Source organism: Prevotella brunnea (assembly GCF_008016795.1).
GTDB classification, from domain to species: Bacteria; Bacteroidota; Bacteroidia; order Bacteroidales; family Bacteroidaceae; genus Prevotella; species Prevotella brunnea.
In genome coordinates this window covers 1-16,660 of record NZ_SDIK01000006.1, presented here as the reverse complement: position 1 = coordinate 16,660, position 16,660 = coordinate 1, and the positions used below count along the sequence as shown (strand labels likewise).

The following is a 16,660-nucleotide window of genomic DNA, read 5'->3' as shown; positions in this document are numbered from 1 at the left end:
TGTGTCCATGTCCCGACACACCCTCCAATCAATATGAATAGATGATTGTCTGTCTCCGGTACTAATACCTTTCCAGACTACGTTCCCGAAGAAAGCTCAGTTTACTCCCATTGTAAGGTATAAGGATGATAGGCATCTTTATCGATGTCTGTTCCTTCCTCCATGAGATTATCCGGTAACTGAAGTTGTTTCGGACTCAACTGAGGGCCTCCACCCGGCTGGGGATGGAACTCTATGGAGCCCGCGAGAAGTGTGGCGGTTTCCAAAACAGCCATGCACTTTGTTTCTGGTTTTATGTATTTTTCCATGACGCTAAGTTTTTATTTTTCTAAATCTTGTGAAATGCTTGCGATGCGTACCGCGATTATTTCACGATGTATTTCTTTCCGTTCTGTATCACGATGCCTTTATAGCCTTTGTTCACACGCTGACCGGCAATATTGTACATCGGAGCATCCTCATTCAGAGTCTCGTTGGCAACGATGTCGTTAATTCCGGTTGCATCGCTGAGAAGGAAGCAGCTTTTCGCCTCTACCGTCTTCGGCAATTTCAAGTATGCCTTGTGAGCGGCGTTCTTGAATGCCTCGCCCGTTGCGTTGCCCCAATAGAAGCCGACGGAAGCGGGATCTGATTCGGCATTGACGTTCAGCTGATAGAAGTATGCCTCGGCATCTGCCGTGAGCTGCGTCTCGTTATCGGTTCCCATCAGGATATTCTCGTTATCGGCCAAGCCTTCTTCTTCCGCGATGGCGAATTCATAATCGGCTGTTGTTGCTCTGATGACCACTGCTGTACCTTTTGCGATTACATCGCCCTCGTTGTAGGTATGGCTGATTGCCAACTTGTCGCCATTGAGTTTATAGGTGGTGGCTGTAACATTGGCGGGAACCTTCAGCGCACAGCCACTATAATAAAGCGTGGCATAGCCTGTGGCACCGATGGTAGCGGTAACGGCTGTTGGAGCTGTGTAAGAGATGATTTTATTGCGTGCCCCCATCTCCGGCGTGGTACCGTATTTAATGAGTTTTCCATAAACAACAACCGTTGCTCCCTGCATGATTTTGCCTTGAGTCTCCTCAGTGAACTTCGCACCGTCAATATCGTATCCGCGGAATATCATGAATTCTCCATCCGTCTTACCGTCAGCAGATATATAATAGGTGGCATTGCCGTATTTTGTGCTTACTTCCTTAACTTGGGAAATAACACCTTTCACATAATATTCTTGGTTCAGCAACGTGCCGTCGTTAATTCCTGCCACGGCTTCTGCGGGAGAGTAAGGATTGTTGAGCGAGCCTTTGGCATTCGGGTCGGTAACGATGATTTTGTAGCTTGCCGTTGAACCGGAATAACTGTCATTGCCTTCGTATGTAGCCGTTATCTTGGCAGTACCCACTTTGCCTGCCGTCAAGACTTCGCCTGTGTTTCCATCAACGATGGCAACGTTTTCATTGTCGCTGGAATAAGTAATGACAGCCCCTTCTACTGACGGAGAAAGCGTTGCCAAATTTGTAAAAGTCTGCTCTCCATCGGCAACCGTAAACGCATAATCCTCAGGGTGAGCGAAAGTCAGTGTGGTAGCTGTTTTGGGCGTCCCGGAAGCATCTGATACCACGACATCGTCCAAGAAGAAGCGAGTTTTTGCCTTCGGCGATTCGAAAGTGATTTTAATGGGAGCTGTGGCATTGGTAATGTTTACGGTATATTCCGTAAACGCCTCATTTACCATTGTAACTTCAGCTTTATCAAGTGTGGCACCCGTGACTGATAATTTCAGTGTGGTAGCGTCACCTTTCCATGCTCCTGCCCTGAAAGTGAGCTTTCCGTTGCCGTTGAGCATTATCTCCGGCGTTACAGCTTTTCCGCCTGCTTTAGCTGTTCCAAACTTCACACACTTGTCGCCTTTGTAGCCTTTCGTAAAACTCCACCCATTGAATGAGCTGATTGGATTATTTGCTACCGAGCGGGACCATCCTCCATCGTTACCGCCCGTACCGGCGACTTCATCGAATGTTTCCTGAAAGACAACGGTTTGCCCGGAAACTGCGCTAAACACTGCCAACAGAAGCAGTGTAGCCATGAAACGTAATGATTTTACCATAACTTACACTTTTAATTAATACTTATAATTCAACTTAATATGATACAAAGATAGTATAAAAAAATGGATTTTCAAAGCGAAATTTACGTCGAAACAGATTAAACACTTTTTTTTCATCGTTTTGTAATGTCATCGAGGCAAATGGTTCACAATGGGAACATCGTGCGATTTTCTTTCTCTTCGTGCAATTCAACTTGCTTTGTGGTGAGTTTTTTTATTTAAAAAGTGTGTATTTTCTGATGGCTTTCATGATTTTGATTTATATTTGCAAATTCATAGAAGGTAAAAAACATGAAAGGACAACAGAAAATGAAAAAAATCAGAGCAGCCGTGGTGGGCTACGGCAACATCGGACACTATGCCGTGGAGGCATTGGAAGCGGCAAAAGATTTTGAAATAGCAGGCGTCGTGCGCCGACAAGGGGACAAAAACAAACCGTTGGAACTGACACCCTACGAAGTGGTGGACGACATTGGGAAACTGAAAAATGTGGATGTGGCTATTCTCGCCGCTCCAACACGCAGCTGTCCGGACTATTCGGAAAAGATAGTGGCAGCGGGCATCAATACCGTTGATTCGTTCGACATACACACAAGCATCCTCGATTATCGCACAAGGCAAACTGCCAACTGTCTGAAAGCAGGCAAAGTGAGTATCATCGCAGCGGGATGGGACCCGGGTTCCGACTCGGTGGTGCGCGTGTTGATGGAAAGTCTGGCACCAAAAGGACTCTCCTACACCAACTTCGGACCGGGCATGTCGATGGGACACTCGGTCTGCGTGCGAGGCAAGAAAGGGGTGAAGAACGCACTTTCGGTAACCATCCCTCTGGGAGAGAGCATTCATCGTCGCATGGTCTATGTGGAATTGGAAGAGGACGCGAATTTGGAAGACGTTACGGCGGAGATAAAAGCCGACCCTTACTTTGCCAATGATGAAACACATGTGTTTGCCGTGGCAAGCGTTGATGATGTGCGCGACATGGGGCACGGCGTGAACTTGGTACGGAAGGGCGTGAGCGGAAAGACCCCCAATCAGCGTTTCGAGTTCAACATGAGCATCAACAACCCCGCACTGACCGCACAAGTGCTGGTGAATTGCGCCCGCGCCTCCATGCGTTTGTCGCCGGGTTGCTATACCATGCCCGAAATTCCGGTAATCGACTATCTGCCGGCTTCGCGAGAAGAGGTGATTAGCCATCTCGTGTAAGCAATGATAAAACAAACCAACTCGCCCGCTTTTCAGATGCGTCAGCCATCAAAAAGCGGGCGAGCAGGTTTTATGAGGCATGTAACGCACAGCTTGTCATTCAGGTGATGGCAAACAGACGCTTAACAGGGAACATTCGCTCCAATCATCACCACGAAATTACATTACAAAAACTGCGTTCGGGAAACGTATCATAACCTACTGATAATCAGAATGATAAAAGTTGTAATTTAAAAGCTCACCTTTTGCACTCCAATTCATGACCTTTTGCATTGCAAAAGCTTACCTTTTGAAAAGTAAAAGCTTAGCTTTTGATAGATGAATGAAGAAATTTTAGGACATTATTGAACTTTTCCCATATCCCCGGGAAGGATTTTCGCGTTTTCAATGATTTGACCAAATAAAGAATATGCTTCTCTTTTGTCTTGCTTGAACAGAGAGGTGTTGATCAGAAATTTCTTGAAACAGGGCAGAATGTCTTGCTGATGTAAACACCGTTAAACATACCAATGCTCGCGAAATAGGAGCAAAATGGTTTTGTCTGCAAGCCATTTATGGCGGAAGAATGACCATATGTTCAATATCATTAACCGTATAACTATCTTCGATTTGACAAACTTCTACTTTGAGGATAGAAAAGACAATAGCGATAACCTGGTTTGGGCGTTCCAAAGAGAAATGCCTATAACTACCTATTTGCCGGCCACAGAAGATTTGCAGACTATGAATTGGAATTCAATGCCAAAACTGCAAGAAACAGATTATTAAACTTAGGCAGGTAAAACATGAGGCGAGATTACCATACGTACCACTTGAAGCAAACAGGAATGCCCCATTACCGTACAGAGGACTTTCGGTAGATGATGTCGGTGTTCCTTTGCTTTAACGCATTGTCTGCTTTATCAATATCAAAGGTGTCGGTAAGTTCCGTGGTTTCTCCATCGAAGATACTTCTTCCGTGAATGGTAATGGTGCTATCGTTCGTTTTTTTCCACTTATCGTATGGAAGTGTGGGCATATTGATGGAGGCTGCCGTTCCGTCTGCTTTCAGTTCTATTCCCAATTCAGTGGAATCAATGGGACCGGTGGTTGTCCATTTACCTATAAGACTGAGAGTATCGGGTGAGGTTTCCTCCGTTTTTCCTTTGGTGTTTCCGTTGTTGCAAGACGCAAAAGCGAACAAGGCGGACAGCACCATACAAGCAGATAATATTTTCTTCATCATTGTGTTGTTTATTATAATTGAGACAAAAAGAGCCTAAAGACCAATTATGCAGAATCAAAGAGTAGTCCGTGGAGACTCCCATCGAGAACCTTTTTCGACTCCACGGACGTTGTTTGGCAATGCGGTTGCTTTACTCCTTATTTTCCTCTGCTGCCTTGAAATATTCCAAATCGGAAGCGTTGAACGCTTGAATGTAAGCAGCGCAACCCGTAACCTCCTCTTCCGCCATGCGAACGAACACGTTGGCAGACTTGGCGAAGAGCTCCGGAGCCTTACTTGCGTCCTCAATGAGAAGCAATGCCTGCACTATGCTCGCCGTCATGTTGTAAAGTCGGCGAGCCAAAAAGTCTTGTTCGTCCTGATTTTCGTCGGCTTTCACCTTTTCCAGTGCCTCTTCATAGAGCGTAACGAGTTTAGCAACGCGAGCTTTTAAGGATTCCATTTCTGATGAAACCTCATTGGTCAGCATCTCTTTCATGATGGAAAGATACGTTCCGTTGGTGATGTAACGCACCGCAGCCACCACTTGCAACTGTGTAGTTCCCTCATAGATGGAGAAGATGCGGGCATCGCGGAACAATCTCTGACTCTTGTATTCCATGATAAAGCCCGAGCCGCCATGAATTGATATGGCATCGTAGGCATTTTGGTTGGCATATTCCGAGTTGATTCCTTTCGATAGCGGAGTGAAAGCGTCAGCCAAGCGATTGTATTGTTTGGCTTCTTTCCTTTCTTCCGGTGAGAGTTTGCGATCGCGAGCAATATCATCCAGTGCTTTATATATATCCACATAACGTGCCGTCTGATAGAGCAGCGAGCGTCCTGCGTCAAGTTTGGCTTTCATTCTCGACAGCATATCGTAAACGGCAGGGAAAGTTATGATTTTTTTTCCGAACTGTATGCGTTCCCTGGCATAGTTCAATCCTTCCGTGTAAGCCTCTCTCGCCACGCCGACACTCTGCGCGGCAATTCCCAAACGCGCTCCGTTCATGAGTGCCATCACATATTTAATGAGTCCCATGCGAGTGTTTCCGCATAGTTCCGCTTTTGCGTTTTTATACACCAGTTCACAAGTGGGCGAGCCATGTATTCCCAATTTGTTTTCAATATGTCTGACATCCACTCCCCCATTCTTCTTATCGTAGATGAACATCGACAGCCCTCGTCCGTCATGTGTCCCCTCTTCCGAGCGTGCCAATACGAGGTGGATGTCCGAGTCGCCATTGGTTATAAATCGTTTCACCCCATTAAGTCGCCAGCAGTTCTCCTTCTCGTCGAAAGTGGCTTTGAGCATGACGCGTTGCAGGTCGGATCCGGCATCCGGTTCCGTGAGGTCCATCGACATGGTTTCTCCATTGCAGATGCGTGGGATGTATTTCTCTCGTTGTTCCTCATTACCAAATTCGTAGAGAGTGTCGATACATGATTGTAGCGACCAAATGTTTTGGAAGCCCGCATCGGCAGCAGATATCATTTCGGAAAGCATGGAAAAGACCACATTGGGCAAGTTCAGTCCGCCGAAACGTCGTGGCATGCTGACGCCCCACAGACCGGCTTGTCGCGTAGCCTTCAGGTTTTCGTAAGTCTTACTTGCATAATGCATTCTGTTGTCCACAAGGTGCGGACCTTCTTTGTCCACCTCCTCCGAGTTGGGTTCTATGATATTCGCCGCGATGTCTCCGGCAATGTCCAAAATTCGCTTATAATTCTCAATGGCATCCTCGTAGTTCACGGGGGCGTCCTCATAGTTTTTCTTGTCGGCGAAGTCGCGTTCTTTCAATTCAACGATTCGCTTCATCAACGGATGATTCAAGTGAAACTCTATCTCCGGTTGGTCTGTATAATAATTAGCCATAGTGTGTGTTGCCTTTATTATTTACTGTTTTTCTTGTAATACTTTATCAGCTTCGGTACCACTTCCTCCACTTTGCCATTGATGACATAATCAGCGATTTTGTTTATGGGTGCGTCCGGGTCGCTGTTAATGGAGATGATGATGCCCGAATCCTGCATTCCCGCGATGTGTTGGATTTGTCCCGATATGCCACAGGCGATGTAAACCTTCGGATGCACCGTTACTCCCGTCTGCCCCACTTGTCGGTTGTCCGGGATGAGTCCGGCATCCACTGCCGCGCGCGAAGCTCCCACCTCCGCATGCAGTTCTTTTGCCAGTTGGAAGAGCAGTTCAAAGTTTTCTTTCGATCCCACTCCGTAACCTCCTGCCACGACTATCGGAGCACCTTTGAGATTGTTTCCCGCCGCTTCCACGTGTCGTTCGATTACCTTCACCGCGTAAGCCGCTTCCGAAACATATTCAGCCACTTTCGGATAGACAACCTCGTTCTTTGCCTTTCCTTCGTAAACAGCTTTTTGCATCACCCCCGATCGCACCGTTGCCATCTGCGGACGATGGTCGGGATTTACGATTGTGGCAACGATATTACCGCCGAATGCCGGTCGAATTTGATAAAGGATGTTGTCATAGTGCTTTCCCGTCTTCTTATCGTCGTATTCTCCGATTTCGAGTTGTGTGCAGTCAGCAGTCAATCCCGAAGTCAGCGATGACGACACGCGTGGTCCGAGGTCGCGTCCGATGACCGTTGCGCCCATCAAGGCTATTTGCGGTTGCTCCTCTTGGAACAGTTTCACGAGGATATCGGTATGTGGAGCGGAAGTGTAAGGGAAGAGACCCTCACCATCGAACACGAAAAGTTTATCCACTCCGTAAGGTAAGATTTGTTCTTCCACCTTTCCCTTTATGGCGGAGCCTGCCACAACGGCATGAAGTTCCACTCCTAATTGATTGGCGAGCTTACGTCCTTTGGTAAGCAACTCTTGTGAAACCTCCTGAACGGTAGTTTCTTCTATTTCGCAATATACAAATACGTTATTCATCTTATCCGATTATCTTCTCATCCAACAATTCCTTTATCAATCCCTCGATGTCCTCGTCCGCGGCGGTGAGTGTTTTACTTTCCTTGGCTTGGAAAGCAATGTTTTGCACTGCTTTCACCTTTGTCGGCGAGCCGGAAAGCCCACATTGTGCCTCATCTCCATCCACATCTGCCACCGACCACTGTTTTAATGTCAGGTAGGGACGTTCCTCATAAAGTTCGCTCCACGCCTCATTCCCTTTACGTTCCATCGGGCAGGTGGCATACTTGTATTTCATCACGAGTTTGGCATTGCAGGGGCGTGCCGGTGCTGCCGTTCCATTCACCGTAATCAGCACGGGCAGCGGAGCCTCAACGGTTTCCACACCTCCATCTATGCAGCGACGGATGGTAGCCTTTCCATCTTCCATCTTAATAATCTCTTCCGCATAAGTTACTTGGTTAAGTCCCAGCTTTTGCGCCACCTGTGGTCCCACCTGTGCCGTGTCGCCATCGATGGCCTGTCGCCCACCTATGATAATATCCACATTGCCAATTTTACGGATGGCGGTTGCCAAAGCGTATGATGTTGCCAGTGTGTCTGCGCCGGCAAACTTGCGATCGGTGAGCAACCATCCGGTATCGGCTCCTCGATACAGTCCCTGCCGAATGATTTCGCCTGCACGCGGAGGTCCCATGGTTAGTACCCCCACCGTGGTTCCGGAGCGTTGTTCTTTCAGTCGGAGAGCCTGCTCAAGCGCATTCAGGTCTTCCGGGTTGAAAATGGCGGGTAATGCGGAGCGATTTACCGTTCCCTCTGCCGTCATGGCATCTTTACCCACGTTTCTTGTGTCAGGTACCTGCTTGGCAAGTACTACAATTTTCAAACTCATAATTATATAATGTGTTGTTTCTGTTTTGTGCTCATCAGAATATTTGAAAGCAAAAGTACGTTTTTTTTGTATAACTGACAAATAAATTACGGAGAATAGTCGCTTAATGCTGTTTTTGCTGGTTCACAATGACATGATTATGGGATAAGAATCGAACCTGACCTCATGTTGCGTGGATAATGAATAGTGGGTTGAAGCAAGGTTTCAATCTTGCCGAAACATAGGTTATCGATAGCTTTAAAGGGAAGTAAATAAACCTTACATTTCAGTTTCCATCCCCATCTCTATAAACGACTGATAATCAACGCCCTGCTTTTTCGTCTCCAAAAGCTGACCTATTGCACGCCAAAAGCTTAGCTTTTACGTTCCAAAAGCTTAGCTTTTGGCGTGCAATAGCTAAGCTTTTGAAACACGGTTGTGAAAAATCCTGACAAGAAGCACTGAACCGATGCCGTTCAAGAAATTTCATGACGTTGAGGAAAGACCTGTTCACGTCAAAAGGAGTTCCACTTTTCTACGCAACCATTGAGCGCGTTTTTGCCCATTTTAACAATTATAAACAGCCTTACTCAACTTTTTTGCGTAAATTTACAGCCTTATTAAGGATTGAAAACTTATGAGCAATAACTTATTAACAGGAAAAAGAGGCATCGTTTTCGGTGCACTCAACGAGAAATCCATCGCGTGGAAAGTAGCGGAACGCGCCGTGGAAGAAGGTGCCACCATCACGCTTTCCAACACACCCGTGGCGGTTAGGATGGGAACGGTGAACGCACTCTCCGAAAAATTGAATTGTGAGGTCATTCCCGCTGATGCCACGAGCGTGGAAGACTTGGAAAACGTTTTCAAACGTTCCATGGAGGTGCTGGGAGGGAAAATTGATTTCGTGTTACACTCCATCGGTATGTCTCCCAACGTGCGCAAACATCGCACTTATGACGACCTTGACTACAACATGCTCTCCACGACGCTCGATGTTTCCGCCGTGTCGTTCCACAAAATGATACAGAGTGCCAAGAAGTTGGATGCCATAAACGAATATGGCTCCATAGTGGCACTGACCTACGTGGCGGCTCAACGCACATTCTTCGGCTACAACGACATGGCCGATGCAAAGGCGTTGCTGGAGAGCATCGCACGTAGCTTCGGTTATATCTACGGTCGCGAGCACCATGTGCGCATCAACACCATCTCGCAGTCGCCCACCATGACCACAGCCGGTCAGGGCGTAAAAGGCATGAACAAGCTCTACGACTTTGCCGACCGCATGTCGCCACTGGGGAATGCCACCGCCGATGAGTGCGCCGACTATTGCATGGTAATGTTCTCCGACTTGACAAAGAAGGTAACGATGCAGAACCTTTATCACGACGGAGGTTTCTCGAATGTAGGCATGAGCCTGCGCGCCATGGCGACTTACGAAAGAGGATTGGACGAATACAAGGACGAGAACGGAAAGATTATCTACGGATAACTCGTCTCTTGTGAGATTGAGGAAAGAGGTGGGAAATCCGTATGGAAATTCTCCCCTCTCTTTTCGCTTATTACATGGGAAATAAAATAAATCTTATCTGATTATGAGGATAATTTGCTATCTTTGCAGAACTACACCTCAATGATTTTTTTCTTTAACGAACGAGAGATAACAGATGATCGACAGACCCACAGTGGACAGAATCATGGACGCGGCAAACATTGTCGATGTGATTTCCGAATTTGTTTCGCTTCGTAAGGCAGGAACAAGCTTCAAGGGCTTGTGCCCCTTTCATGATGACCGAACCCCATCGTTCTCGGTAAGTCCGGTGAAGGGGGTCTATAAATGTTTCGCTTGCGGCGAGGCGGGGAACGTGGTAAACTTCATCATGAAGCATGAACAGATGACTTATCCGGAGGCATTGAAATGGCTGGCAAGGAAATATGGCATTGAAGTGAAAGAACGCGAACTTACCTCTGAGGAGAAACAACTTGAAAACGAGCGCGAGTCAATGTTCCTTGTCAATGAGTGGGCTGCAGACTATTTCCACGAAACACTAAAGAATCATGCGGACGGAAAGGCCATCGGGCTGCGATACTTTCGAGACAGAGGCTTTCGCGATGACATCATTGAGAAGTTTAGATTGGGCTTTTGCCTTTCGGGACGGCAGAGTTTTTCTTCGGCGGCTCTGCAAGCAGGCTACCGGAAAGAATATCTTGTCAAGACGGGATTGTGTTTTGAACGCGACAACGGAGAGATTTTCGACCGCTTCAATGGACGCGTCATCTTCCCATGGATGAGCGTAAGCGGAAAAGTAACCGCTTTTGGCGGACGACTGCTGGACTCAAGGACAAAAGGCGTAACACAGAAATATGTAAACTCGCCCGATAGCGAGATTTATCACAAGGAACGAGAACTCTATGGCATCTTCCAAGCAAAGAAAACCATCGCGAAATTAGACCTTGTATATATGGTGGAAGGATACACCGATGTGGTATCAATGCACCAATGTGGCATTGAAAACGTTGTGGCAAACAGCGGAACCGCGCTCTCTACTTACCAAATAAAACTGCTAAGAAGATTCACCTCCAACATCGTGCTACTCTATGATGGCGATGAGGCAGGACAACACGCTGCACTTCGCGGTACGGACATGCTGCTTTCGGAGGGCATGAACGTGAAAGTGCTCCTGCTTCCCGATGGGAAAGATCCGGACGAGATGGCAAAGAAACTCTCCGCGGAGGAATTTCGTAAATACATTGAGGGAAATCAGACCGACTTTATCGTCTTCAAGATTAACATTCTCCTCAAAGGCGTTACCGATCCCGTAAAGCGTTCCGAAGCTGTAAGCTCCATCGTTCAAAGTATAGCCGTCATAAAAGACCCCATCCTGCGCGATACTTATCTCAGAGAATGCGCGCATCGCACCGGAATGAAGGAACAAACGCTCATCATCCAGATGAATCGCTACATCTATAATAACAAGGAACAGAAGCGAAAAGAAGAACAATGGAAAACGGAGAGGAAAGAAACTCCCAATTTTGCCCTCGAACAGTCAGCACCTACTCCATCGCATCAAATCTCAAAGGTGGAGACTTTGCTTGTTCAGGCAATCGTAAGGGATGGCAATAAAATCATTTTTCGTGATATACAAAACGAGGAAACGGGAGAGACCATCAATCTGAACGTGGCACAATACATCGCTTACGACTTGGGATTGGATAACTTGTCGTTCGACAATCCGCTATCAATGCAAATTCTTCGCGAGGCAGTCGAGCATGGCAACGATTCCGAATTTAAGACAGAGGAATATTTTACGCATCATCCCGATATTCTCATCTCTACCTTAGCAGTGAAATTGAGCGTGGATGAATTTCAACTTTCCGAGAGCATGCAAGTGAAAGAACGAGAAATCGATTTGAAAGATAGGGTCGTTCATCTTGTTTTGGATTTTCGCTTGGATTACGTAAAGAGCCATTTAAAGGATTTACAAGCGAGACTTTCGCAGGAAAAAGACATGAGCAAAATGATGGAACTCATGGCCGAGATAAAACGATTACAGGAGATGCGCAACGTAATGGCAAAAAGGTTGGGAAACGACATAGTAGTATGATAGAAAGAATAAAAGACCTTTTCAGATGCGAAACCCCACTTTCCGGATTATCTCCGGCTGTCAATAAACAGCTGGTAAGCAAAGGCTTGAAAGAACTTGGCTGTGATAATGACTGGGAAAAGCAAGGGAATAACGATGTTATGCATCTTACTTATCAGGGCGAACACTTTGTCATAGTGGCAAAGATGGGCATTAGCAACATACAATTATCGATTTATGGTATGGCTGCCGCCCCGATGCCGGAATTAAACAATGTCAGACAACTATGCAATCAATACAACTCGATATCCAACGGACTGCATTTCACTTACCGGCTCAACGAAAGAATCGATGAAGTGGAAGTGGATTTGCATTACAACTTCTTGTTATTCGCCGGTGCTGAAAGCATGATTTTGGCACGTTCTTTGGACGAACTCTTCAAAGGCAGAAACCATTTCCTCGTAGAACTTGACATATTGATAAACCGTAACAAGGAGTATAAGGGGAAAGACATGGAGTTGATAACCTCACAGATTACTCGCGAGTTCTTCCTGCTGCGCGAACACGAAGCAATGCACGAGAAGCCGATGGAAAAATGGCAACCCAACGAAACAAAGGTGCTAACCTTGAAACAATGGATGGATAAGGCTTACGGCTGCTTTGACTTTGTTCCGACTCATTTATCCATCTTCACCGATAAGATGAACACAATGACTGAAAGAGCGGAAATAGAGAATTTTGAAATCGCTTCCTTGTTGATTGCCAATCAAGCGTTCACAAGAAAGACGGCAACCATGACGCTCTCGTTCGTCAATCCTTTGGAATCGGAACAAAACAGATATATGACCATCTTCGTTGAGCAGGCAGAAAGCACGCAAGACGCATTGTGTTACAGAGTTACTTCCACACTGATGCCATCGCCGCTCGAAAGTAATTTTAATGAAACGACCAACTTCTTGAAGCCAATGACTGTAACGGCAGTGATGGGATTTGATTTAAGAACGGAGAAACAACGAACCGATGAGTTCAATTACATGTGGCAAGATGCCAAAGACAGAACAAAAAAGGAAGATACCGACTCACTGAATGAGGAGCAAAAACTGATTAACGAAATTGCTTCTCCTCATGCCGCGAAGTATGCATACAGAGGGAAACAACTCTATTTGCAAGGAAATTTCTTTGAAGCCATTCTGCATTTGGAAAACGCTTTCTCTCTGCTCAAGGAGGAACGCCACGAATTGACGGTGCGACAATGGGAAAGTTTCTTCGATATCTGTTACATGCTGGGATTCTGTCATAATGAGTTGAAACAGTACCAAAGAGCTTTCTATTATCTTACACTCACTATCTTTCAGAATCGGATTATTCATACGGAGGAATACATCAACTGCATGATAAACTTGCGCGACTTCCGAGCTTTACCTTTCATTGATAATGTCATTCGAGACGTAAGCAAAAATTATGAGAACGCCAACGATAATGAGCCACCCGAAGAACATATACAGACTTTTCTCTCTTTTCTGCACCGGCGGAAGGCATACATCTTGATAGAGCAGGAAAGACATGACGAAGCAGAAAGTCTGCTAAACACCATGCTCCACGACCCTTACAGTTACGATTTCGCATTGAAAGAGCTGGCTTATTTACAGCAAATACGCGCCAAAAAGAAATAGAACAAATGATATACATCCATTGGATAGTCCTAGTTGCCTACACGATTGTGGCTTTAGTCGCGCTGGTTACCGTCCTGATGGAACACCGTCAGCCGGCAAAGACTATGGCGTGGGCATTGATACTTGTGTTCATGCCATTGGCGGGCATAGTTCTTTACTTCTTCTTCGGGCAACGAACACGCAAGGAAAAGCATATTTGGCAGAACAGTCTCGATCAACTCACGAAACGTTCCATGCTCGAATTCGTGGAGCAGAGAAACCTTCGACTACCCAATCGGCACCGGGAATTGATAGGACTCTTCGTAAACCAAAACTGGGCATTGCCGTTCAAGAACAATGAAACTGAGATTTACGAATCCGGTTATGAGTTTTTCCCGGCTCTTCTCCAAGCCATCGCGAAAGCAAAGCATCACATCCACATCATTACATACATCATGACGGACGATGCCACGGGGCATCTTGTGGCTGATGCGCTGATAGCTCGTGCCCGAGAGGGGGTGGAAGTACGCTTTCTCTACGATGATGTCGGCTCTTGGAAAACGAAGGATAGTTTCTTCGAGCGGATGAGAGAGGAAGGAATCGAGGTACATCCGTTCATGCCCGTTCGTTTTCCGCTCTTCACAAGGAAAGTGAATTATCGCAATCACCGCAAGATATGCGTAATTGATGGAACGGTGGGGTTTATCGGTGGGATGAATATTGCCGACCGCTACATACAAGGAAGCGGCAAACAACCATGGCGCGACACGCATGTAAAGATTTCTGGAGCAGTGGTATATGGCTTGCAGCGTGCATTTCTCATCGACTGGTTCTATGTGGACCGAACCCTTATTACGGATAGGAAATACTATCCCAACACACGTGTTGAGCCGAACGACTGCTTGGCACAAATAGTAACGAGCAGTCCCACCAGCCAATGGCCGGAGATAGAGCAAGGATATGTGAAAATTCTCTTGAACGCGAGGACTTACGTCTATATGGAAACGCCTTATTTCCTACCCACCGAGCCAATCCTCTTTGCCATGAGAACCGCTGCTGTATCGGGAATTGACGTGCGCTTGATGATTCCTTTGAAAACCGACACGAAGATTGTGGAATGGGCTTCCCGGACTTACGTCATGGAGGCGGTGAGAGCCGGAGTGAGAGTAATGCTCTATAAGACCGGATTTAATCATTCCAAGCTACTCGTCAGCGACGACAGCCTGTGTTCCATCGGCTCCAGTAATGTTGATTTTCGGAGTTTTGAAAATAATTTCGAGGCAAATGTTTTCTTCTACGATGAACGAATGGCACTGAAAGTGAAACAATTGTTTTATAAGGATGAAGCCCATAGTGTTCCTTTAGAGGAGCTAAAGGACATCACACATCGTTCTTTCCTGCAACGCTTGTGGGAGTCTTTAGTGCGTTTGCTAAGTCCGCTGCTATAGTTTCATCTTCCGAAACAACGTAAAGTTCACGCTTCCGTAACTCCTGTGTTCAAAAAAATGAGGATGTTCCGCAAAATCGTATTGTTTCCCATGTTCAAAAACAAAGATGCCGTCCTCGTTCAGCAGCTCGTTTTGAAAGACAATGTCGGGGATGGTAGGAAGTTCGGGAAGCGCGTAAGGAGGATCTGCGAAAATAAAGTCGAACTGTTGGCGACAACTCTTGAGAAACCTGAACACATCTCCACGGATAAGAATGTCGTTCCGTGCGTCAATCTTTCCCATACATTCCGATATGAAGCGTGCGTGGTCGCGATCTTTCTCCACGCTTACCACCTCTCTGCATCCCCGCGAGAGCAATTCGAGGGAGATGCTGCCCGTACCCGCGAACAAATCGAGTGCCGTGGCGTCTTCCCAGCTTACGTATTGGTTCAAGACGTTGAAGATGTTTTCTTTCGCAAAGTCGGTGGTGGGTCTGGCTTTGAACGTGTGAGGAATGTCGAAACGTCTGCCTTTATATTTTCCCGTGATGATTCGCATGGTGTGTGGTGAGGTTTTTTGCGTTCCCTTCGCTAAGTCTCGATTTGCTTGGAACGCACAATTGTTCTGATGTTCTACTCCAAGTACAAGGCTTTTAAATCGTAAGGAATGTCTTTGCGCTTTGATATGGAAGCGTTGGCGAAGTCGGTCTCATCGTCGATGACATAGCAACGCTGCAGGAACTTGCGCAACTCCTCATCCAATTGTTCGCGATTTGGAATGTTTCCCAAAAGCAGCAGCTCATCGCAAGCGGTGTTCATGCCCAATTCCTTCCAAACATAAAGAATGTAATACAGGATATTGTTCAATCGCGTTGCTTCATAAACGTTGCTGAACCGGAAACGATTTTGCTGAAAGCAGAAGACTTCCAGTTGTTTGTCATGAAAATAAACAAACAATTTTCTGCGTGTTCCCACGAAAGCTCGATGGTAGAGACGCGACCAAACCGGTTGCATGAGCGGACGTATTCCCACTTCTTCAAAATTGTCTTCTGCCACCAATCTCAGGTCTTTGTTTACGCTGAACACCGCCATGGCGTTAAGGTCGGGCAGCATGGTTTTCACCACATCGCTGCTGCGACTTAGCCGAAACGTGTGTTTGTAGAGAGTTTCCGCGCCTTGCTCCCGAAACTCATCGACAGGTACTAACATTACGCTACTGTCAATGAGCAACAACGCCCGCTTACACTTGCTTCTTAACAAGGTGGAATGTCGGAAAGCCTCCCGCAGATTGGCAGCGATGGCGATGCCTTCGTTCAGATCGTATTTCTCATAGACCATCTTCTCTTTCGTTTGAGGATCGGCAATCGAAAACGACAGATGATGCGCTGCTACACGGATGACAACTTGCGATGTTTTGTCCGGTTTGCTGTTAGTCTTCTCCATAGTTGTACAATGTGATGCAAACTTACGTATTTTTTTTCGATTATGAGCATTCAGCCCCACAAATCTCATTTTTTCTTCATCGCGGCATACAAGCCGGACGCAAAACACGGCAAGTACGGTAAACCAAAAATCGGGCATTTGGAAACAAGCCGAAAGCGATAAGATTTCCATAAGATAGCAATTGATTTGCAAAATGTCTTATACGGATTTAGCTTGTCACAATTCTGACTATAAAAAAAGTAAGAAATTATGACAAAACGTAAAACCCCGCG

13 protein-coding genes are annotated in these 16,660 nt (G+C 46.3%); 5 read left to right on the top strand and 8 right to left on the bottom strand.

The features are described 5' to 3' along the window. Positions 1 to 101: 101 nt before the first annotated feature. Positions 102 to 308, bottom strand: a complete 207-nt coding sequence (locus ETF27_RS00605) for a hypothetical protein (RefSeq protein ID WP_130830396.1) — start codon at positions 306 to 308, stop codon at positions 102 to 104. Positions 309 to 364: 56 nt separating this feature from the next. Beyond that, a complete protein-coding gene (locus tag ETF27_RS00600; protein ID WP_130830397.1) occupies positions 365 to 2,101 on the bottom strand; it encodes an Ig-like domain-containing protein in 1,737 nt (578 codons plus the stop codon). 309 nt (positions 2,102 to 2,410) lie between these two features. Here ETF27_RS00600 and ETF27_RS00595 point away from each other — a divergent pair, with 309 nt between their 5' ends. Continuing rightward, the gene (locus ETF27_RS00595) at positions 2,411 to 3,310 is read left to right on the top strand and encodes a diaminopimelate dehydrogenase (RefSeq protein WP_130830398.1); all 900 of its coding nucleotides are present in this window, start codon (positions 2,411 to 2,413) and stop codon (positions 3,308 to 3,310) included. Positions 3,311 to 4,145: 835 nt separating this feature from the next. Here ETF27_RS00595 and ETF27_RS00590 read toward each other — a convergent pair. The 4 genes from ETF27_RS00590 to ETF27_RS00575 all read right to left on the bottom strand — a co-directional run bounded on the left by ETF27_RS00590 (position 4,146) and on the right by ETF27_RS00575 (position 8,301). Next, the gene (locus tag ETF27_RS00590) at positions 4,146 to 4,535 is read right to left on the bottom strand and encodes a lipocalin family protein (protein ID WP_240048087.1); all 390 of its coding nucleotides are present in this window, start codon (positions 4,533 to 4,535) and stop codon (positions 4,146 to 4,148) included. 130 nt (positions 4,536 to 4,665) lie between these two features. After that, positions 4,666 to 6,390: an acyl-CoA dehydrogenase family protein gene (locus ETF27_RS00585; protein ID WP_130830400.1), complete on the bottom strand. Its 1,725-nt coding sequence runs from the start codon at positions 6,388 to 6,390 to the stop codon at positions 4,666 to 4,668. A 17-nt stretch (positions 6,391 to 6,407) separates the two neighbouring features. Then, positions 6,408 to 7,430: an electron transfer flavoprotein subunit alpha/FixB family protein gene (locus ETF27_RS00580; RefSeq protein ID WP_147785311.1), complete on the bottom strand. Its 1,023-nt coding sequence runs from the start codon at positions 7,428 to 7,430 to the stop codon at positions 6,408 to 6,410. Between the two features lies 1 nt (position 7,431). Further along, positions 7,432 to 8,301 carry an electron transfer flavoprotein subunit beta/FixA family protein gene (locus ETF27_RS00575; RefSeq protein WP_130830402.1) on the bottom strand — a complete coding sequence of 290 codons (870 nt, stop codon included), beginning with the start codon at positions 8,299 to 8,301 and terminating at the stop codon, positions 7,432 to 7,434. Positions 8,302 to 8,917: 616 nt separating this feature from the next. On the opposite strand from ETF27_RS00575, the gene ETF27_RS00570 reads away from it, so the two are divergent. The 4 genes from ETF27_RS00570 (at position 8,918) to cls (ending at position 14,967) form a co-directional block, all read left to right on the top strand. Then, positions 8,918 to 9,775, top strand: coding sequence for an enoyl-ACP reductase FabI (locus tag ETF27_RS00570; RefSeq protein ID WP_147785310.1), 858 nt, complete (start codon positions 8,918 to 8,920; stop codon positions 9,773 to 9,775). A 175-nt stretch (positions 9,776 to 9,950) separates the two neighbouring features. Continuing rightward, a complete protein-coding gene (dnaG, locus tag ETF27_RS00565) occupies positions 9,951 to 11,888 on the top strand; it encodes a DNA primase (RefSeq protein WP_130830404.1) in 1,938 nt (645 codons plus the stop codon). Further along, positions 11,885 to 13,540, top strand: coding sequence for a hypothetical protein (locus ETF27_RS00560; protein ID WP_130830405.1), 1,656 nt, complete (start codon positions 11,885 to 11,887; stop codon positions 13,538 to 13,540). The genes dnaG and ETF27_RS00560 overlap by 4 nt, the downstream gene beginning before the upstream one ends. Positions 13,541 to 13,545: 5 nt before the next feature. Beyond that, the gene (cls, locus tag ETF27_RS00555) at positions 13,546 to 14,967 is read left to right on the top strand and encodes a cardiolipin synthase (protein ID WP_130830406.1); all 1,422 of its coding nucleotides are present in this window, start codon (positions 13,546 to 13,548) and stop codon (positions 14,965 to 14,967) included. Here cls and ETF27_RS00550 read toward each other — a convergent pair. Further along, complete coding sequence (locus ETF27_RS00550; RefSeq protein ID WP_130830407.1) at positions 14,962 to 15,504, bottom strand: RsmD family RNA methyltransferase; 543 nt, start codon at positions 15,502 to 15,504, stop codon at positions 14,962 to 14,964. The two genes, cls and ETF27_RS00550, sit on opposite strands and share 6 nt — an antisense overlap. A 74-nt stretch (positions 15,505 to 15,578) precedes the next feature. Then, positions 15,579 to 16,388, bottom strand: a complete 810-nt coding sequence (locus ETF27_RS00545) for a DUF3822 family protein (RefSeq protein WP_130830408.1) — start codon at positions 16,386 to 16,388, stop codon at positions 15,579 to 15,581. Positions 16,389 to 16,660: the final 272 nt, after the last annotated feature.